The following is a 19,197-nucleotide window of genomic DNA, read 5'->3' on the forward strand; positions in this document are numbered from 1 at the left end:
TCTACCTCCCGCGACCACCGAAGCCGCCACCGCGACCTCCAAGACCGCCACGGCCACCGAACCCACCAGATGGGCCAGAGCTAACCGGAGGCGGTCCGGGTATCTTTTCTTTTTTTGGTTTGTTCAAATTTTCAGCAACACTAGCCAACGATGGTGACCACTGAAAATGCGCCATTGCCAAATGTCCGCAAAGGGTATCCAGATAGTGGTTGTCCTTGCGCACGGCTTTCCAAACTTCTTTCCCTTTCTTCGGGTCCCAGACTTTTTTCTCAGACAGGATCTGGCGGAAATAAATATCGTCTGTGTTGCCGTGAAACCAGATGGGCTCCTCTTCGTGTCCCTCGGTCAAACGCCACATGATCATGGACTTGAATGCATCCACGTCCAGCAGATACAGGCGCAGGCCGTTCTTGAGGGGCTTGCCGTTGGGGAATTTTTCAAGCAGAGAAAATTTCACTTGTACTCCGGGGGTTTGATGGCTCATGCCCTTGGTGCCGAACATTGATCCGGGTGGTTGCTTAAGCAACCATTTGTATACCTGCATGGTCCGGGATTCATCCACCGGGCGGAGTCTTGTACCCCCGGTATCAATGCAGCCGCGCCAGAATCCCAGCCTGTCGTCAGAACCCTGCTTGCGGTAGGATGTTTTGTGCCGCAGCTCCGCAATTTCATCGAAGGTTCCGATTTTTCCATAATCGAAAATCCATTCTTGCCCAGGGTCAACCCTATGAGCGCATGAGCTATACCAAAAGTGGTCCTTCTGGGTATCAACTGAGAGAGTCAGAGCCGTGGTTTCGGGCGGAAGTATAAGCACGGGCAGCTCAGGAACGACGAATTTTTTGAGCATGTCCTCGTTGACCTCGATAATGGTAGGCTCATACGGAACTGCGCGGTGTGAGTTGTCGAACCACTTCATACCTGTATGGCCTTCTTTCTGCTTCTTAAAATAGTCGGCCATTACTTTAGACAGGGACATGGATTTGCAGGACCATGAAGGAAGATGGAAACCCACGACAGTAGGCCGTTCTACTTTTGAATCTGTATACCAGTACCCAGCATCAAGGGCTTTGTTACGGGTATAGTCGTTCCATGCGTATCCACAATGAGGACAAATATACCGAGCTGACTTATCTGCTTCGATTTTTGCCGAATCACGTTCTCCTTCCGGCACCTTGATATTCTCGAATTCCATTAACTGCCCAGTTTGACAGGCAGGACAAACGGCATGGTATTCATATATGGCTTGGGATTCAGCTTTCATATCGCGCCAGATTGTGGATTCGTCTATTGTCCCTCTGGGCTTGCTGAATCGGAAAATTTTATGTGTCCGTTCGTAGGACCATGTTCGCTCTTCAACTGTGGATACTGAATTTTTATCTGTGTTGGCATCCTCTTCATCTATGAGCAGTGTCTCCGCTGAAAAAGAGGACATCCGCATTTCTGACCCCTGCCAGATACCGAGAAGCAGAGATCCATCTTTAAGCTGGATCTGGGTATTTTGCTCAGCGTACCGATCAGAAGAAATAAGAGAGCGAAGCTGCTGACAACCGTTGATGTGAGGTTGGAGACGTTCAGTGAAAACACGCTTAATTGCGCCTTCATCAGGCATGGAGATGCCAAGCGGTCCGGGACGACGGGAAACCTGTGCTAGGCCACAGGCATATGCGATGGTGGTTTTTTTAGTGCCCTGCGAGGAACCGATGAAGAATAGCTTGCGTATTTCCGGGCGATCCCACACATTCATCATGAAGGGTGCATGTGGGACTTCTTCACGGTTCCATAAACTTCCTTTTTGAGGGCCAGCAGCAAGGCGAAAATTCTTACTGGACCACTCACAGGTCGGCGTCTGAGGCCGCATTTTAAATACGGCCTTTTCACCGGGAAAGAAGTTTATGATCGGGTTTGTGCTCAATGAAGAATTCCTGCTTTACGGGTAATGGTGAACATCGCAAGCAATGTTCGTGGGTCGGTCCCGGAATTTGCCTCAGCCATGATATCAATGGCTGTTTGAACCTGTTCTTCTTCCTGCCGTTCGAGCCACTTTACCATTAGCTCTTCCAGTTCTTCTGTCAGCCATGTGTCGGTGGAAAACACATCAAGAAAAGAACTGATGCTGGAATGAAAATAATTGATAAATGCAGGCTGTTCGGCATGAATAACAGCAGCAAGTTCCGGTGCTTTGGATTTATCCACTCCAATCTTCTCAAGCATCCGAGCGGCAACCTGTTCATCCGCACCAAATATCCCAGCAATTTTATCCGCCGATTTTTCCCCAAAAGCCTCAAGGGAGTACCGGAAAAGCTGACAACGTTTTGCCATTTCAAATTCAACAGCAGAAGCCGGGAAAAGGTCCTTGGCCTTTTCTTTAATTTCCATTTCCAGTTTTATATTCTGGAGTTGGGTTTTGCGCCTACCTTCATCCTCAGCTTCAAGTTTTGTTTTCATCAACTCAACTGAGGTTTGTTTCTCCTGAGCCGAGGATGCCTTTAGTTTTATTCCAATGGAACGTATGTAGTTATTGACCGTAGCAAGGGTGATCTCGCCGTCCTTATTCGGCAAGAGTCCTGCTTTATCGTTATATACTTTAGATTTAGAGACTTTATAGCCTTGTTCTGTCAAGTATCGGTAAACGTCTGAAAGAGTTTTAAAATTTTCAGGGGTTTCTTTCATTTCGGGAAAGTGTTTTTCGGTCAATTTTTGTATTTCCTCCTCAAGGCCTTTCTTTGCCGCGTCCCAGTCTTTCTTGTTTTTAGCAGTGGGGTCAGTCTGATAATTGCTTAGAGTTTTAACCGCTGCATTATTCAGCACGGTCAGCTCGGCCTTTTCGAGCTGAGTAACTACCTCAAAGAGTTTAGTGAGTTCTTCCTGCATATTGCACCTGCTCAAATGTTAAACCGTCAGATTCACGAACAGCCGCACGGCCTGAGAATTCCTGCCAGCGGCGGACAATGACATCAGCAAAACGTGGGTCCAGTTCCATGGTTCGGCATTTACGCCGGGTGCGCTCACAAGCGATGAGCGTGGAGCCGGAGCCGCCGAAGGAATCAAGCACGGTTTCGTTTTTCAAGCTGCTGTGCTTGAGAAACCGTTCCACCAGCGCGACGGGTTTCATGGTGGGGTGTTCATCACTGCGTTGGGGCTTCTTTTCATGAACCACCGAGGGAATAAGCTCTTCAACCTGCAGGTTGTCACCGGTGATGCTCAAAACCCTGTTTTGCAAAGTTAGTTGAATGGAATCATTTTCAACCTGCAGCTGGTCGTCGTTTTCCAGCATCTGGACGGAAGTACGTTTGCGGCCTCCATACCAGCAGTGTCGAGCACCCGGTTTCCAGCCGTAAAGAATCGGCTCGTGTTGAGGCTGGAAATCCGAACGGCCCAGCACGAAATTATTTTTCGCCCAGATTACGCAGGACGCGCATTTGAAACCAGCGTCCCGGAATGCTGTGCGGAAATTGATGCCCTCACTCTCGCCGTGGGCAACGTAAATCGGCCCACCTTTTTTCAGGGCCAGAAACATGGCTGTGAAAGCGTCGTAGAGAAATTGGTAAAACTGGTCGTTCGACATATGGTCGTTTTTAATCTTGCCGGCCTTTCCTTCGTAATTCACATTGTAGGGCGGATCGGTGAAAACCATGTCCACAGCTTCCCCGGCCATGAGTCTCGAAATGTCCGCGCCACTGGTGGAATCGCCGCACATGAGCCGATGGTCGCCCAGAACCCAAATGTCACCGGGAGAGGTCACGTATTCGGATTCGAGATCCGGTACAGAATCAGGATCAGTGTTGCCGGAATTCTCCGGACCGAATTGTTTGAGCAGATCCTCGACATCTGAAATGGCGAAGCCGGTCAACTGCAAATCAACATCGAAGGTGCGCAGCTCGAGCAGCTCCAGCGCAAGGGCTTCTTCATCCCATTTCGACCATGCAGATGAACTATTCGCCATCAACCGAAATGCTTTTACCTGTGCCGGGTTGAGATCGTCAGCCAGCACAACCGGGATTTCATCAATCTCAAGCTGCAGCGCAGCAAGAAAACGCAGTTCGCCGTCGATGATTTCACCGTTAGTCCCAGCCAGTACCGGGATGCGAAAGCCGAATTCCTCAATTGACTGAATCATTTTATCCACGCTTGATTTGTGTTTTTTGAGGTTCCGATCATATGACCGGAACCTCGCCAGGGGCCAATACTCTAAAGCGAGTTTTGTCATTCGGAGGTTCCCGTGCTATTCCCCTCGATGCCTAGTGAGAGGGTTGGGATGTACCTGGTCGAATGCAGCCTCATTCGGTCGCCGGGTGGAAGTACCATTTCCTTCCGGCAACCCTCACCTAGTTTATTCGTCTCGGCTTCCAACCGCGCTTGACCCATGGGTCAAGGATATTTTCAGCCGTGATCAATCCGTTCAATTCATCTAGAACAACATCAAATCCATCTGATTTTTTGAAAACCAGATCGGATACTTTACAGAAGGCCATCCAATTTCGCTCATTTTGGTTTGCCCAGCACTCTGGATCTTCAACAATCCTAATGCCGTCATCTAACTCAAGAGCAAGAGGGTTCCGTACAAGCAGTTGATAAAGCATCATCATGTCGGCTGGAGGCGGAGTCGGCTCTTCTTTCTTTTTTCTTCCCTCCCCCCTGCTCGTAGATGCCGCGCCAGATTTTGAAGGTCCGAGCGTTAGGGCCGGGGGGAGGCCTGCAAAAATCCATGAGCGCAGGTCGACACCAGCGGCAAAAGCCTCGCCGGGATCTTTGCCTTCCGGCACTGGCCACCTACGGCAGTTGGGCAAGTTTTCCTGCCACCACTTCTTTGTCCTGATCTGCTGCTCAATTTTTTTCCGCTCCTCATCATCCTGCGCATTGCCGAATTCGAAATCCAATGCATTAAGGACAGTCATGGCTTCTTTTAGTTTGGGCCATGAATACGCATCCGGTTTGATAGACAGAGATCCAAGCCCCAGACACCCGACATCAAGATCCTGTACTGCGAAATCTACAGCCAGTGCATCCAGCTCCGCTTCAATGGGAACCCATGCTCTAGCCGATTTTCGTGTCACCATCGGGCCCATGCTGGAGCCGGGCAAAATCACATACTTGAGATGAGGGGCAAATTTCTTGCGGTCCTCATTGGTGCGACGAAACCGCACCCGGAAAAGAACGCCTTCTTGAAAATATGGGATGACAAGACCGCGTGGCATCCATAGCGGTTTACGATTTTCAGCCTGTGGTAAGCCCCATGCTTTGCGGGCGCGGAACGTCCCTTTTTCGGTCTCACCGGGATTCCAGCCGAGCTTGTATTTTTTGACCGCTTCCAGCGGCAGTCCGCGGGCGGCAAGGTAAGCAAGTTCTTTTTCATTTTTCAGCAGCTGCTCATGTGCCCAGTCCACGAGATTGTTGGACCGTTCAAGCCACAGCTCTTTAGGCGCAGCGTAATTATTGGGAGCAAAGTTCTTTTTTTTCAGCTGTGTAGGGCGCGGGGTGTAGTCCTTCGGATTGCGGCCAATTACATCGCAGGCATCCTTGAAGGATGCGCCTTTGAACTCCCGCAGGAACTCGATGTTGTCGCCGCCCTTGTCGCAACCACGGCACCACCATGAACCAGTCCCCCCATTTTGTTCAGGCCAGACGTGGAAACGATCTTTTCCGCCGCATGCAGGGCAAGGACTATGGAATTCACCACCTTTACCTCCAGAGACGTGAACCGGGCTCACACCCTCAGCTTTAAGCAAGTCGAGAACATTCATACATCTGTTTCCTTGGACCGTAGGACCGTAAATATTTACCGTCCAAAACAATGGTCTTTAATATAACTATTTATTTTATTTACTTTTTATTTTCTTTTTGGACGATAAGACCAAAAAAGAGATAAAATATGGTGCAAAAACATGTAAAATTTATTGTTTAAAGTATGCTGAACTATGGTCCTTTCGTCCGGGCGCACTAATTTAGTGCATATTCCTAAGTGTTTACGAGGTGGACGTATCCGTTTTTAAAACGGTCCATATGGTTTTACGGTCCATTTAATGGCCTCTCTGTATTTCGTCTCTGATTTCATCGAGAACCCTGACTCCCAGATACCAGTACGTTCCGATCTTTTTCTTTTCGAATCGCTTCCCGGCCAATTTACCGAACGTTTTTTGAGCAATATTCTTCTTTTTCGAAATGTTACGACTGAACCACCAACAAAAAACATCATAAAGATCAGTAGCCTGAATTCTTTCTTCTTCATCTAGAGCGCAACAATCATCGAGAAATTCTTCCAAGAGATCCTCATCACGGCGGTATTCAGCTGTCGCTTCAAGAATTTTAGCAGGTGGATTGAGTCCCTGCTCTTGCCACTCAAGACAGCCTTGGGCTAGCCAAGCCAAAATGCCCGACAATTCTTTCTTAAGTTTATCGCCCAGCTCCTTGTCCATGGGCCGTTCATTTGGGGCCCTGGGTTTCCGATCCACAAATGATAGTTCAAATGGAACAAGCTGAAGGCGTTCCCAAAAAGCAAAGTCGTCGGCAGGTGCATGAGGCTTGTGGTTTGTCAGCAGAAAAAGCATGTGAGATGGCGTGAAAGTAATCATTCGTTTGTCGTAGCCGTTACGGCCAGTAAGTTTGTCGCCACCGGAAAACCATTTTACGCGGGAGGGAGAAAATTTGCGGCCTTCGTCAGTTTCAGATGCGAATGCAAGACGCTGACCACGCAGAGCCATGATGTCTGGGGAAGGACCTGCAGAACTGCGAGCATTTCCCTGATCAAGCAACATTTCAGCTGGGATCGGGTTGGCAAGTTCCCCCAAAACCTCGGTGATTGTGTCGACCATGAGGGATTTACCGTTACGACCAACCCCATGGAACACAGCAAAAACATGTTCAGTAACCTTACCCACGATGGAACAGCCAAAAAGACGGCGGAGATAATCCGCCATCTCCTGATCTCCATCCATAATTTCAAGGATAAACTGGTCCCAACGTTCGCGTGGGGCATCAATTCCTTGCCATTCAACTGGGCTTGCTTTGGTAAGATAATCTTCCGGCCTCCCCCCACGAAGCTCACCAGAACGAAGGTCCAACACTCCATTCGTGCAGGGTAGGAGCCACGGTTCAGAATCCAACTCCTGTCCCTGAATTCGGGCGGAAGCAATGCGGTTAGTGTGCGCACATTTGAGGCATTTTGTTCGGCCATTGTCGCTGTGCAACTTGTTGACCCGCTTGAGGATCATGTCGCGGAGTTTTTCGTTTCTTTTTACCGTTTCTTCATCCCCTGCGTCGTTGGCTTCGCGGATGCGCTCATACAGTTCGGCATATGTTTCCATGTATTTGTCAACGACATCTTCCACGGAATCCTCGACTTCATCCAGATCATCAAGTTTCCAGTGATGACCCATCCATTTCAGCCATTCTTTCATCTGTTTGTTGTAGACGTATTTACCGTCATGGACAGTTGCGAAGAGAGCACCATCGCCCACTTCATTGGAGCGAAGGCACTGAATGACAAATTCCGATGAAATGCCACTCGGCCCTCCATCGTCAGATCCAAATTTTTCTTCTTCATCGGTACGAGCTGCGACCTTTTTCCGAATTTCTTCCAAGTTGGTTACATTATCGACTGACATAGACACTCCGAGGTAACACCCGATTTGATTATGGTGTTATGAATGGTGTAGGCAAAAATGGATTTCCATTTTTCCACCCAAAATAGAAAATTTCGCGTGGCTGAACATCGCGCTCGAAGCCGCCCGCATGAGGGCAAAAGGCTAGGAAGGACCCAATAGATTATGGGCTTGATTTTAGGGAGTTTCCCGCATTGGACTTTGGATTGTTTATGGTGCAGGGGGAGAAGGGGGCGAAAAGCAGCCCCGACTGTAGGGATTAAGGATGCGTCTGCTGACGCAGTCGCGATGATGAAAATATGCTGTCCAGATGGGGAATGCACATGCGTAAATTTGTGCGTAAAACAGGTGCGTAACAGGGCCAACAAGCTGATAGACATAACAACCTAACAGACGGGAATATAAGGATAGCACTGGGAGTCTCACGCCCTCCGGGGGTTCGAATCCCTCCCTCTCCGCCAGTTAATAATTAAGCCCTTGGAATCACTTAAGTGTCCGAGGGCTTTTACTTTTCTGCTTCCAAACTGCTACACCAGTATGCTACACCGGAGGCATGAAAGACGTGTGCAAACATACCCGCCTGCACCGCCGCAAAGGCAGCCGTAATTACTATTTTCGTGCGAAAGTCCCTGTTGATTTACAGGGCGTTTACGAAAAGAAAGAGGTCTATTTCAGTCTGCGTACCAGCGATCCCAAAGAGGCTCTTGAACGTGTCCGTCTTGAGTCTGTGAAGTTGGATCAGGAGTTTGCTGCAAAGAGACGTTTAAAAGAAGCGCAGTCCGTTGAAAAATTATCCCAGGTTGAAATTGAGCGTATAGCCACTTTGTGGATGCACGAGGCTTTGAAAGAAGATGAGGAAACCAGAATCCTTGGATTGAGCGATCATGAATATGATCTATGGGATGAGGTTTTATCTACTGCTCTTGCTGAATCGGCAGAGCAGCTTGCGATTGGTAATCTTAAACCAATTGCAAAGGATGTCGACTGGATTCTGAATGAAATTGACGTTAAGATAGATAAGGAAAGTGATTCTTACCGAGAGCTTAGCTACGCTGTTTTGAAGGCAAAAGTAAAAACTCTTGACCTTGTTCGTAAACGTCATGTCGGAAAGCCTATTGATACACCCCCGCGCCCTGTTTTAAGTAAAGGCATGCTCAGTCATGCTCCTTCTTCGGTTTTGGAAGCTCCTACTTTTACACAAATTTTTGAAAAGTGGTCTGAAGAACATAAGTCAGCAGGTGGTCCAGAAAAAACAGTCAAAGATTTTGGTACGTATGTCAGACGTTTTGTTGAGCTTCATGGTGATCTTCAGATTACCCAGATCACTAAAGCCCATGTCAGGGCATTCAAAGATGCAATGCTTCGGCTACCTGTTCGTCCGTCAGGAAAGCTTTTGAAAATGACTGTTCCTGAACTCGTTGAGTACACTGATAAACATCCTGATATAAAAGTTTTGTCAGCAAGGACAGTCAACGATAAAGGGCTGGGTGCAATTGGGGCTGTACTGAACTGGGCTGTTGAAAATGCCTATATTGAAGTGAACCCTGCATCCAAAGTTAAAGCAAAATCTACAAAGACCAAGAAAACCGTTCGTCAGCCATACAGTGTTGAAGACCTGAACCTTATTTTTAATTTCCCCATTTATTCAGACAATGACAGGCCCAAAGGAGGGGCAGGTGAAGCAGCTAAGTGGTCACCCTTGATGGCTGCGTTCACAGGAGCCAGACTTGAAGAACTGGGGCAGTTAACTGTGGACGATATTAAGCACGAGCAGGGCATATACTTTTTCGATATGACTGCCGTCGACGATAATAAACGGCGTAAGACCGAAAGCTCTAAAAGACGTGTTCCCATCCATTCCAAGCTCATTGATTTAGGATTTCTCGATTATGTTGCAGAGATGGGCAAAGCAGGACAAGAAGCTCAACTCTTCCCTCAACTCAAGTCTAAGGGGGAAAAGCGAACTGCTTCATGGTCTAAGTGGTGGAGCAAATACGCCAGAAAATATGCTGCGTTCGACAGCAGCAAAGTTTTTCATAGCTTCAGACACAGCTTCAAGGATGGACTCAGAGAAGGTGGTGTTCAAGAAGAGATCAGTGATGCTCTCACAGGTCATGCTCCAGTTACCGAAGGCCGCAAGTATGGAAGTAACGCCTATCCTTTGAAACGCTTGAAGGAAGGTATTGAGCAACTGACATATCCGGGTTTGGAGCTACCACATTTTTAAATCCTGTGTGGCACATTTTATTTGTAATTTCGAGTTAAGTGCTTGAAATAAAATAGCGTTGATCGTTAGGTGATTGAAAGTCTCCTGTGTCTTCTGTTTGAATGTTTTGGTCAATCACGATGTCAAAAATGTGGTCAACAGATTTGCGGTTGTCACTGAGGTGGTAAAGCGTTTCTCGTCCTCGACCTCTGGTTCCGTCAGGGATTCAAGAAGAACGAAATGGCATATTTAAATTTAAAATAATCAACCCTGATTTTGTCTTTTATTACAGGTGTATAGAATTGGGGCGCACTAGTAAGAAGAGACCCAGGGATGAAAGAAAGATTCACTATAAAATATCTATAAGAGTACCATAGGTAATCTATAGTCTTCTTATAGTTATCCCTAAGTTTAATCTTACTTATCTTCTTCTTATATCCCTATTTAAAGTTAACCCATAAGAATACCATAGGTGTTCTAAAGATATTCTTTGTTCATGTAATTCTCCTTTGAAGCAAGACCAAGAGGTCTGTCTCAGTTTCTGGTAGCTATTCGGTAGCCAAGAACAGAGTTAAGAAGCTCATCACTTTGATTGTCTGATGGTGGACAGTCAGAGCGGTGAGCTTCTTTGATTATGATTCTTCTTCACAATTGATCCTCCCTCCCATCGTCTCTTTGCGTTGGGTACAGCAGGGCAGTCATTACGGCTATCCTGCTTTTCTTTTGTCCAAAGTAAACCATTAACCACATACAGGAGTAGCTATGTCTAAGACCGTCAAAAGCAACAGCGATACTTTGAAGATTCCCCGCAGCAGCAATACTCAGCCTCAGGTTCGCCTTAAGGGTGCAGGCAAAACACAGAAGCATGCTTTCTGTACCACTCCAGAGCTTGAAGACGACCTCCAGTTCATCCGTGATTGGTACAGTGAAAAGCTTGGAGGTCGTTCCTTGTCGGCTTCTGCAATTGTTCGTCGTTCCCTGGTCATTCATGCAGAACACCTCAGGAACCTCAAGTCAGGTGAAGAGTCAGACCGAGAACTTATCAAGTTTCTCATGCTTGCAGGGGCCAGAGGTAAAAGCTCAATCGTTTAACACGACAGGAGGTCAAGAATGTCAAAAGCAGATCAAGATCAGTCAAGGGCATAACCGAAGACTGGATTCGGCAATACAACGAAGAGCGGCCACATGAATCGCTCGGAGACATGACTCCAGTCGAATATGTCCAAACTCATTCACCCCAAGAAAACTCTACTTTCGGATGGCACTAACTTGGGGAGGTTTACACAAGGATTTGATCATTCAAGAAAGGATGAAGGCTTATCTTGCCGCCGACAAAGTGGGCTATGACAGTCCTTCACAGTTCAGCCGCGAGTTTAAGCGTTACTTCGGGCAGAGTCCGGCGGATGTGATTAGGGAGATTCGGTAAAATTTAGTGTTTTTACTAAAATAAAGCATAAAAATCCTGAATGTGGTCCAGGAAAATTCGTATCCTTTGCGGTAGTTGAGCTGATCCGGTGACTATGTGGACGTCATGTTCAAACCCGCCGCTCCATTCCGGTAGAACTTTGATCAACCGACCATCCTTTTCATATGGCTCCGCCTCCTGCCTTCTGATCAGGGTGAGACCATGTCCGGCAAGGGCGAAATCGCGGCACATGTCTACCGAGCTGAATTTGTATTTGGGCTGTATCTGGATTGCGACCTGCCTGTGCCCGTCAAACATGGGCCAGCGGCTTCCGAAGCGTTCAAGTACAATGCATGGAATCTGGTGCAGATCTGCGGGCTCGGCAGGCAGGGGATAGCGTTTAAAAAGCTGTGGAGAGGCGTAAATAAAAGGTTCGATTCTGAGCAGTTTTCTGGCAATCAACGGCGGGGCGATGGAGGGTCCGATGAGAAAAGCAACATCGTAAGGGGCCGTGCGCAGGTCAACCGGATGTTCCACGCAGGTAAGTTCCAGCCTGATATCAGGGTAATTGTCGGCGAATCCGATCAATGCTTTTTTCATATTACGGTCATAAAGATCGCGAAACATACAGCAACGGACCAGTCCTGAGGGATTCTTCATATTGTTCACAACTGAATCAAAGGTCCGTCTGGTTTCACCAAGTATGAATTCACAACGGTCCAACAGCATTTGCCCATTATCTGTCAGCTCGACATTGCGGGTGTCCCGGTAGAAGAGAACTGCTCCCATCCTTTCTTCCAGCTGTTTTATACGTCTGGATAGAGTCGAAGCACCTATGTTCAGTGTTTCCGCTGCGTTGGTAAAATTTTTTTGGCGCGCTACCTCCACAAGTAATGGAATGTCATTAAGAAAATCCTTCATGATTATGCTCTTTTCTGGAATAGAGATTTCCATTTAGTCTGTTTATTTTGTTTGTGAGTATGGTATGTAAAGGTATCACATAAGGCAATATGTCTGTGCGAAAGCTTATTACATGACCAAATGAAGGAGGAAAACATGACAATGCAGTCCATACTTGATGACACCATGACTTTCATGGGGCACTTAGGGTTGAACGAAGAACCTTTCGGAGTCCACTACAGCGACATTAAACCCGAAAATGCATACGGACCCAAAAAAGGAGTCCCCATTTCCCGCGAATTGGAGGAGAGTGGCAATCTGGATATGAGGGAGGCCATGAAATCTTTCTCCTGCGTTATGGGCAATATCTGGCTGGCAAGAAAAAAACAGGGTGCGGCATTTATCTCAGCCGAAGAATATGGCTGTCCGGGGGGAGTATATTACTGTTCCATGATGAAACCCCATCTGCGCTTCATTGAGCATTATGTCTCCACTGGGTTTGAAGAAACTCCCATGCACGGGGAGCGCTACATGTCCAATCCTGATGCCATGCGAGAATTCATGCTTAAGGTGAATCCGCGCAAAGCTCCGGCGAAGTACTGTATCTTCAAGCCTCTGTCACAGTTTTCCGATGAAGAAAAACCGGAGTTCGTAATATTTTTTGCACGCCCCGAGATTCTGACCGGCCTGTTTATTCAGACAGTTTTCACCACTGGAGATATGGAGTGTGTGGCTTCTCCCTTCGGTGCAGGCTGTACAAATATTCTCAGCTGGCCCCTTTATTACAAAGAGCAGGGAGTGGAAAAAGCCGTACTGGGCGGGATGGACCCTTCGGCCAGAAAATTCATGAAAACAGATGAACTGACCTTCACCGTCCCCTTAGGCTTGTATGAGAAAATGCTGGCTGCTTTACCGGGTTCCATGTTCAATCATGAAACTGCTTGGAAGAGCGTACGCAAAAAAGTTGAGCGCAGTGCCAAGGCATGGGGCGAAGAAAGTTAGAAAGGTTGTTGTTTATGCAATTGCTCACAATGCAAAGATTTATCACCTATACATGGTTTTATCGAGATGATAATTCAGAGGCTGCTCGCAAGGGAGGCTTGAATTTCCCAAGGCCGACAGGGTTGGACGGGGTGCCGGAACTAGTAGATGGTTCTAGCTACGAATCAATATAAATCTAGAATAAAGAAGCCACTTTTTCTTGAGGTGGCTTTTTTCTTTGAGGGCAGATCTTTTGCTGAGGTGACAATTAAAAATTATATTGAGAAAAACTATTACGACCCATATTCATTGTGTAATGTAGGCCTTTCCATGCCTGAGATTGATTCAGGCACTGAATAAAATATTTGTTAAAAATTAAAGTCTGTAAATCTTTAAAAATAAGTTTTTTAAAATAATTTTAACTTTCCTCGCAATTCTGAGTAACTCCCTGAGTAACCACAAAAATAAAACAACCTAATCCCTATTAAAACAGACCATTAGCATATCTATTCGAATCCCTCCCTCTCCGCCAGAATATAATAAAGGCCAAGCAATGCTTGGTCTTTTTTTTTGCGTATATTCTAATCAAAACTGCAAGTTGCGTATAATAATTAGCTGAAGGCTTTTGTTTCTTAATAATATATTTAGTTGTTTAGGTTATTATTAATTTGGTTGAATTGAGCCAGTAGCCGGACTATCGTTGATCCGATTAGATATGTGTACTGACTGGCAAAAAAAATTAGTGAGCTTTTTGAGGCTGTGAACGCTTCAAATTAGAATCAGTTTTCTATAATTAATCTATGGAAAGACGAAAATTAGGAGAAGCAAAATGAAGAAGATTTTGATTCTTGGATTCTTATTATTTGTAGCTGCCTGCAGCCCGGTGAAAAATTCAGAGATATACTGGGTAAATAGTTATAAGCAGGATTGTGTCGGTGTCGGACCTATGAAATGTATGCTCGTTCAAAAGGGAGAAAACCCTGATCAGAGCCAATGGCAGAACTTTTATTCACAAATTGAAGGTTTTGAATATCAGCCGGGATTTATTTACAAGCTGAAAGTAAAAGAAGAAAAGATGCGGGATGTGCCTGCTGATGCCTCTTCAATAAAGTATACCTTGCTCAAAGTTTTGGAAAAGAAAGAGGATGCTCGATTAAAGTTAAGCGGCAATTGGGAAGCAGTTAAGATAAACGGTTCAGTAATAAAAATACCTCGCATACGGGGAGCCGGTGTTATCCCGCATTTGAACATTGATATAAGTGAAATGCAGATAAGCGGCAGCGACGGTTGTAATAATTTTAACGGTCGTATCACTAAAGTTGCGAAGCAGAAAATTGAATGGGGCCCCGTTGCCTCAACTATGAAGTTATGTGCCAACATGAGCATTGCTGACTCCTTTAATCAGGCATTTAACGTTGTGGCGGAATATCGGATTGAAGGCGAGAGCTTGGTTCTGACAGATAAAGAAGGTAAAGAGCTGCTTGAGTTTGCGAAAAGCGGTACTCCGGCTAAAACGCTGCTCAATGATATCTGGATTGCCGAACAGGTGGACGGTATTGTTGTGGCAGACAAAATTAGTGCTCCCAGGTTGGAAATCAATATTGCTAAAATGAAAGTTATGGGCACAGATGGCTGCAATTATATAAACGGGGGCATTAAAACTTTAACCGATTCCGAATTGGTTTTCGGTCCCGTGGCCGGAACAAAAAAAATGTGCTTTGATATGACTGTACCGAACAAGTTTAATGCCATTCTTTCGAAAGTTCGTAGTTATAAAATTGCTGAATTGAAGCTGACGCTGTTTGATAGGAAGGGTAGAATTCTTGCAGTATTAAAAAAGGGTGATTAACGCCAATCCCTGATAGTTAGCCCGATAAGTATAAGGCCCTGACTGAATAGTCAGGGCCTTTTGTTTTGTAGCACGCATTCAAATCTTTGCTTGAGCTTAACTATCGATTCCATTCCGGATCACCAGCATCACTTTCTTCAACTTGGGATGCCAGCTTGTCTAAAATGTTCGGGAGCATCTTCTCCGAGAAGCCGGCAATAAAAGCCCACAGTATGGCTAGCGCAGTGTCTTCCAGATGTTCCGGTTTTAGGTCCTGAAATAATTGAACTACGTTGTAGTAGACTTTTTCAGCCCCTATGAAATTTGGGAACATTGTGCCTTTTAGTATTCCTGTCGCAAACAGACCGTACAACAACCATGCGAAAACCCCTGCAATTACAGGGGACATGTATACCTGCAGTATTGCCATGAGCCTGTTATTTGAGTCTTTGTTGTAATTAAAAGATTCGTCCGGCAGGCTTTTTAGTCGTAAATATGTACTTACTACGCCGCCACCTGCACCAACCAGATAAATTACCAAGAGCATGGATATGTCCCTTGTTTTCGAATCGCTTGATAGTAAGTTAAAAATAACTGCTACGATTATGGCCGGTGGAATGAACGAATGAAATCGAGGTGTTGTCAAAAGCGCATACATATTCTTAAGCTCCTGATGATTGGAATTTTGCCTATTCTTATATTAAGTATAATTTAAATGTGGTGGTAATTCAACAGGACGGGAATAGTGACGACTGTGATTAGTTTAAGCATAAGGCTGGGCACGCAAAGAATCCCGGATCAGCAAGAGGCTGATCCGGGATTTTCGCTTATCTATATAAAGTTCAGTGGGTTTGTAGAACTACTTGGCTACATGTGCTTTGGGCACCCGAAGTAATGCACCGGAGCTGATACCACTTTTGTTGATCAATTCCAGAGTCAGCATCATTTCGTCTTCCAGAATATAACGGGCCTCATCTGCACGATGGCGATAGAAGTCGTCTTCATACAATCTTACCAGATCGACTGTATTGCCCATGGAGCTGATGGAGCTACGCAGTATCCGATGATATGATTCGATGGAAGGCTGCATATTGAATTGAAAAGGTCTATTCGCAATAATCAGCGGCTCCTCGAGGAGTTCAAAAGGCTTAACAAGGGCAAGACGGACACACATGTCCCAACCTTGCTCGTTGTCATTGGGTGCTCTGAAAATACCAACATCGTTGTGCAGCTTGCGCTTGTATAGCAGTCCCCGAAGATCGCAAACTTCATATAGCATTTCCCGAACCTGTGCCATAGGTTGGACATCATTAGCTGAATTGCTTGTGTTCTGTTGGAAATGGCCGCATTTGACGGCTGTAACATTACTCTTGCCGTCTATTTGATTCAACAGGTCGGTCAGGCAATGGGGCAGAAGTTTGTCAGAAACATCTGACCAGAAGATGTATTCACCTTTGGCTGCATACAGTCCGCTATTAAGCAGATCATGAAAATCGCCTGAACGGTTGATTGTCCTGACTTTGAGTTCCGGGAAATTGTTTGCGAGAGCTGTAATGAGGGTCGTATCAGCTGTCTGATTGAGCAGGATAATTTCAACTGATTTTTCAGTTTGTTTGGATAACATGGTCAGAAACATGGGTAGCAGTTTGTGATCTGCTATTCCATTAAGCGGGACTAATATGCTGATTTTGATGTCATGTTTTTTTTCAGAAATCGGCATGACAGGTCTTAGGATGGTCCTGTCTTTAGATATAACCAATCCTTTATTTACGTGCCTGACTCTGCCTAGTCTGTTGAGCTTATGCCATGTCTTTGCCAGAAAATCTGTTGTGCTTGTGGAGAAGCATCCTGCATCACGCATGGTTTCTGTTTCAAACATTGCGCAAGCGCCTACTTCGTTGAAATGCGGAAGAGAATAGGCTGCTGTGGCGGTTTTGTGCTCGAAAATTGAACCGAGCCGTGAAAACATGAGTTCATCAAAGCAATCATCATTGCCGATGTATTCCATTTCCCGGTTGTCACTGATGAGTCTTTTCATGTTCGGGTAGCTAAGTACCGTATCTGTCTTAGCCAAAAACATTTCGCGCAGACTGTAGCAGAAATTCTCCGTGTATTGGCAATCCGGAGTAGCTGTGACCGTAAAAGGAGCTTTAGCCAATTCCAGACCTTTATTCAGCATCATGGGCAGTGGAAGATCTTTTGCGTCCACGTGGCGTATATACAGGCGGTTGCTGTATTTTGTTTTTACTTCCTTTTCCACTTCGCCACTGCTATCAGCGTCCAGCAGAATAAGTTCCGTGTTTAGAATTTGGTCGATCAAAGCGTCGATGCACAGTCTTGTCTCTTCACTCCAACTGAATACCGGGAGTAGTATGCTGGCCTCGATTTCAGTTCTGATATCGGAAATGGAAATACCTGTTTGCTCATAGAGTTCAGTGGCGGTCTGCGGCCCTTCAAGAACCAGTTCCTTATAGAAGTTGAGCAACTCTTCTTCGACAGGCAGTCCCTCTCCCATATGGTCGGTCACATTGGTCCCTTCTGAGTTGTCATATAGGGCCATGGGTTCACCTTTATGAAAGTAGAAAGCCCAGTTTTGCTTTCTAACGCAGGCATAGTCGGTGACACCCGTTACATCAAAGCTGACGTTGCGTTCGGATATGCCGATCAGTTCCGGAATAGGACCGCCTTGGAGCACTGATTTTAGGCTGACTCCCTGTGCCTTCATCTCTTTACTCAGCGCAAGGTCGAGCAGAGTAGGTGCGATGTCTATGGAGCGGATCAGTTCATGCTTTTTAGCCGGGGTAAGCCCTTCGGCAATAAAGGAGGCAAATACGCGGGTTTTGTTGTTGGCAAAGCCCCACGGCATGCTTTTATCATACTCAATGTAGTTCTCGTCCAGAACACAGCCATGATCGGAAGTTACTACAACGATATCTTCCGGTCCGGGGTCAATTTTGTCCCACAGCGCTTTAAAATCCTTTGCTTGTCGGGCCACAACTTTGAGGTATTCATCGGTGGTCCAACTGGTTTTCTGGTTGCCGCCGAAATCATGAATATAATCAAGGTGGAAATTGACGAAGAAAGGTTTCCTGCTTTGCCGTACTCTGGCTATGAACGCATCGCGTCTATCGTTATCGTAATTCCGATGCGGAGTATGTTCGAGTGTGGGGTAGCCGGATTCAAATACATCAAATCCCCGTTTAGGCTGGCAGGAGTCTAAGCTGCTGTCATCCCAGCGGAAGGTCTGGTAACCGTAATACTTGAAATGCTCAGTGACGGTCAGGACATCGTCTTTGAAATTACGGATGGTCTGCACTCCATGATGAATCATCCCTGTCAGCCCGGGCCGCAGGGATGAGAAGTACGAAGGTGCGGAGATTCTGGTAGAACCGCCGCTGGTCATGACATCGGTAAACAGGACCCCCTGTTCAATTACTTCGTCAATTTCATTGTAGACGGCTGTTTCGGAAAGACATGATGCCAGCATGTCCGATCTCAGGGTGTCGATTACGATCCAGATGATGTTTTTCATTTGAAGAGGCCTCGTTCAGGAACTAGAAAGTCAGCAAAGTATTAAACCGGTAGGGAGACATAGGATAGCTTTCAAGATCCTGATCAAAAGTCTGGACCTTCATGCCGTATTTTTTCCCATATTCATGGAACCATGATTTGGGATAGTAAAGATGGCGGTAGGGGCTGTCTTCTGCTGTTGGGTATTCTTCCCCGGCATAGACCACATTGCGCCTGAAGTCTTCGCAAAGATTTCTTTTCTCGAGATCGGGTACATCGAGAATAAATATTTTCCCGTCATGGGTTAGAACTCGCATTATTTCATCCATGGCCCTTTCAGCATAATCAAGGTCACGGAAGTAAAAGAAGACCCCGTGGGAAAAAACAGCTTCGAACATGTTGTCCGCAAAACCGAGGGTAGAAGCTTCGCAAGCTTTACCGTTTAATTCGGGGATTGCGGATGTGGCTTTCTGGATCAGTGTTTCAGAGTAATCAGCACCGTAAAGTTCCGGGCCGGAATTGCGAAAGGTGTAGAGCATTGCTCCGGCTCCGCAACCAACTTCCAGAATCTTTGAAGCCTTATCGGTTTCCAGTCTGTTTTTGATGTCTGCTGAAGTTTTCATCCAGTCATCAACAGATATTGCTCCGGTTCCGGTATCAAAGCCGTCTGCTTTCATAAGGTCTTCAAGTGAATCTCCACTTTCAGTTCCTTTGCGGGTCCATACCTCGTGCCATTTATTATCAGTAGAAATGTTCATTGTGATCTCCG

Annotated in this window: 14 protein-coding genes and 1 pseudogene; 6 read left to right on the top strand and 9 right to left on the bottom strand. The window is 46.2% G+C overall.

Annotation, left to right across the window (positions count from 1 at the left end; genetic code table 11):
* Position 1: 1 nt before the first annotated feature.
* The 5 genes from ACNI23_RS00815 to ACNI23_RS00835 form a co-directional block, all read right to left on the bottom strand.
* Complete coding sequence (locus ACNI23_RS00815; protein ID WP_420246142.1) at positions 2 to 1,858, bottom strand: terminase gpA endonuclease subunit; 1,857 nt, start codon at positions 1,856 to 1,858, stop codon at positions 2 to 4.
* A 50-nt stretch (positions 1,859 to 1,908) separates the two neighbouring features.
* Positions 1,909 to 2,871, bottom strand: coding sequence for a hypothetical protein (locus tag ACNI23_RS00820; RefSeq protein ID WP_420246144.1), 963 nt, complete (start codon positions 2,869 to 2,871; stop codon positions 1,909 to 1,911).
* Entirely contained in the window at positions 2,852 to 4,117 is a 1,266-nt protein-coding gene (locus ACNI23_RS00825; RefSeq protein WP_490722698.1) for a DNA modification methylase, read from the bottom strand. The genes ACNI23_RS00820 and ACNI23_RS00825 overlap by 20 nt, the downstream gene beginning before the upstream one ends.
* 208 nt (positions 4,118 to 4,325) lie before the next feature.
* Positions 4,326 to 5,741, bottom strand: coding sequence for a primase-helicase zinc-binding domain-containing protein (locus tag ACNI23_RS00830; protein WP_420246147.1), 1,416 nt, complete (start codon positions 5,739 to 5,741; stop codon positions 4,326 to 4,328).
* 276 nt (positions 5,742 to 6,017) lie between these two features.
* Complete coding sequence (locus ACNI23_RS00835) at positions 6,018 to 7,601, bottom strand: DNA primase family protein (protein WP_420246149.1); 1,584 nt, start codon at positions 7,599 to 7,601, stop codon at positions 6,018 to 6,020.
* 559 nt (positions 7,602 to 8,160) lie between these two features.
* Between ACNI23_RS00835 and ACNI23_RS00840 the strand changes: the two genes are divergently transcribed.
* From ACNI23_RS00840 to ACNI23_RS00855, 4 genes and pseudogenes are all read left to right on the top strand, one after another.
* A complete protein-coding gene (locus ACNI23_RS00840) occupies positions 8,161 to 9,825 on the top strand; it encodes a DUF6538 domain-containing protein (RefSeq protein WP_420246151.1) in 1,665 nt (554 codons plus the stop codon).
* A gap of 741 nt (positions 9,826 to 10,566) precedes the next feature.
* Positions 10,567 to 10,896, top strand: coding sequence for a hypothetical protein (locus ACNI23_RS00845; RefSeq protein WP_320174099.1), 330 nt, complete (start codon positions 10,567 to 10,569; stop codon positions 10,894 to 10,896).
* 41 nt (positions 10,897 to 10,937) lie between these two features.
* Positions 10,938 to 11,072, top strand: a pseudogene (locus tag ACNI23_RS00850) (integrase core domain-containing protein); the annotation flags it as partial.
* A 23-nt stretch (positions 11,073 to 11,095) separates the two neighbouring features.
* Complete coding sequence (locus tag ACNI23_RS00855) at positions 11,096 to 11,230, top strand: AraC family transcriptional regulator (RefSeq protein WP_420246152.1); 135 nt, start codon at positions 11,096 to 11,098, stop codon at positions 11,228 to 11,230.
* A gap of 15 nt (positions 11,231 to 11,245) precedes the next feature.
* Here ACNI23_RS00855 and ACNI23_RS00860 read toward each other — a convergent pair whose 3' ends face one another.
* Positions 11,246 to 12,130: a LysR family transcriptional regulator gene (locus tag ACNI23_RS00860; protein WP_420246154.1), complete on the bottom strand. Its 885-nt coding sequence runs from the start codon at positions 12,128 to 12,130 to the stop codon at positions 11,246 to 11,248.
* Between the two features lie 135 nt (positions 12,131 to 12,265).
* Between ACNI23_RS00860 and ACNI23_RS00865 the strand changes: the two genes are divergently transcribed.
* Complete coding sequence (locus ACNI23_RS00865; RefSeq protein WP_420246155.1) at positions 12,266 to 13,111, top strand: DUF169 domain-containing protein; 846 nt, start codon at positions 12,266 to 12,268, stop codon at positions 13,109 to 13,111.
* Between the two features lie 808 nt (positions 13,112 to 13,919).
* Positions 13,920 to 14,939 carry an META domain-containing protein gene (locus tag ACNI23_RS00870; protein ID WP_420246156.1) on the top strand — a complete coding sequence of 340 codons (1,020 nt, stop codon included), beginning with the start codon at positions 13,920 to 13,922 and terminating at the stop codon, positions 14,937 to 14,939.
* Positions 14,940 to 15,039: 100 nt separating this feature from the next.
* Here the strand turns inward: ACNI23_RS00870 and ACNI23_RS00875 are convergent, their stop codons facing one another.
* The 3 genes from ACNI23_RS00875 to ACNI23_RS00885 all read right to left on the bottom strand — a co-directional run bounded on the left by ACNI23_RS00875 (position 15,040) and on the right by ACNI23_RS00885 (position 19,186).
* Entirely contained in the window at positions 15,040 to 15,576 is a 537-nt protein-coding gene (locus tag ACNI23_RS00875; protein ID WP_420246158.1) for a hypothetical protein, read from the bottom strand.
* Between the two features lie 201 nt (positions 15,577 to 15,777).
* On the bottom strand, positions 15,778 to 18,450 hold the full coding sequence (locus ACNI23_RS00880; RefSeq protein ID WP_420246159.1) for a sulfatase-like hydrolase/transferase: 2,673 nt from the start codon (positions 18,448 to 18,450) through the stop codon (positions 15,778 to 15,780).
* Positions 18,451 to 18,472: 22 nt separating this feature from the next.
* Positions 18,473 to 19,186, bottom strand: coding sequence for a class I SAM-dependent methyltransferase (locus tag ACNI23_RS00885; protein WP_420246161.1), 714 nt, complete (start codon positions 19,184 to 19,186; stop codon positions 18,473 to 18,475).
* Positions 19,187 to 19,197 lie beyond the last annotated feature (11 nt).

This window comes from Maridesulfovibrio pacificus (SeqCode), assembly GCF_048612815.1.
In the GTDB taxonomy this organism is placed as follows: Bacteria; Desulfobacterota; Desulfovibrionia; order Desulfovibrionales; family Desulfovibrionaceae; genus Maridesulfovibrio; species Maridesulfovibrio pacificus.

Bases quoted from the DNA above. Each gene is read 5' to 3' on its own strand.
- ACNI23_RS00815 (WP_420246142.1), bottom strand. From the start codon at position 1,858: ATGCGGCCTCAGACGCCGACCTGTGAGTGGTCCAGTAAGAATTTTCGC.
- ACNI23_RS00820 (WP_420246144.1), bottom strand. From the start codon at position 2,871: ATGCAGGAAGAACTCACTAAACTCTTTGAGGTAGTTACTCAGCTCGAA.
- ACNI23_RS00825 (WP_490722698.1), bottom strand. From the start codon at position 4,117: ATGATTCAGTCAATTGAGGAATTCGGCTTTCGCATCCCGGTACTGGCT.
- ACNI23_RS00830 (WP_420246147.1), bottom strand. From the start codon at position 5,741: ATGAATGTTCTCGACTTGCTTAAAGCTGAGGGTGTGAGCCCGGTTCAC.
- ACNI23_RS00835 (WP_420246149.1), bottom strand. From the start codon at position 7,601: ATGTCAGTCGATAATGTAACCAACTTGGAAGAAATTCGGAAAAAGGTC.
- ACNI23_RS00845 (WP_320174099.1), top strand. From the start codon at position 10,567: ATGTCTAAGACCGTCAAAAGCAACAGCGATACTTTGAAGATTCCCCGC.
- ACNI23_RS00860 (WP_420246154.1), bottom strand. From the start codon at position 12,130: ATGAAGGATTTTCTTAATGACATTCCATTACTTGTGGAGGTAGCGCGC.
- ACNI23_RS00865 (WP_420246155.1), top strand. From the start codon at position 12,266: ATGACAATGCAGTCCATACTTGATGACACCATGACTTTCATGGGGCAC.
- ACNI23_RS00870 (WP_420246156.1), top strand. From the start codon at position 13,920: ATGAAGAAGATTTTGATTCTTGGATTCTTATTATTTGTAGCTGCCTGC.
- ACNI23_RS00875 (WP_420246158.1), bottom strand. From the start codon at position 15,576: ATGTATGCGCTTTTGACAACACCTCGATTTCATTCGTTCATTCCACCG.
- ACNI23_RS00880 (WP_420246159.1), bottom strand. From the start codon at position 18,450: ATGAAAAACATCATCTGGATCGTAATCGACACCCTGAGATCGGACATG.
- ACNI23_RS00885 (WP_420246161.1), bottom strand. From the start codon at position 19,186: ATGAACATTTCTACTGATAATAAATGGCACGAGGTATGGACCCGCAAA.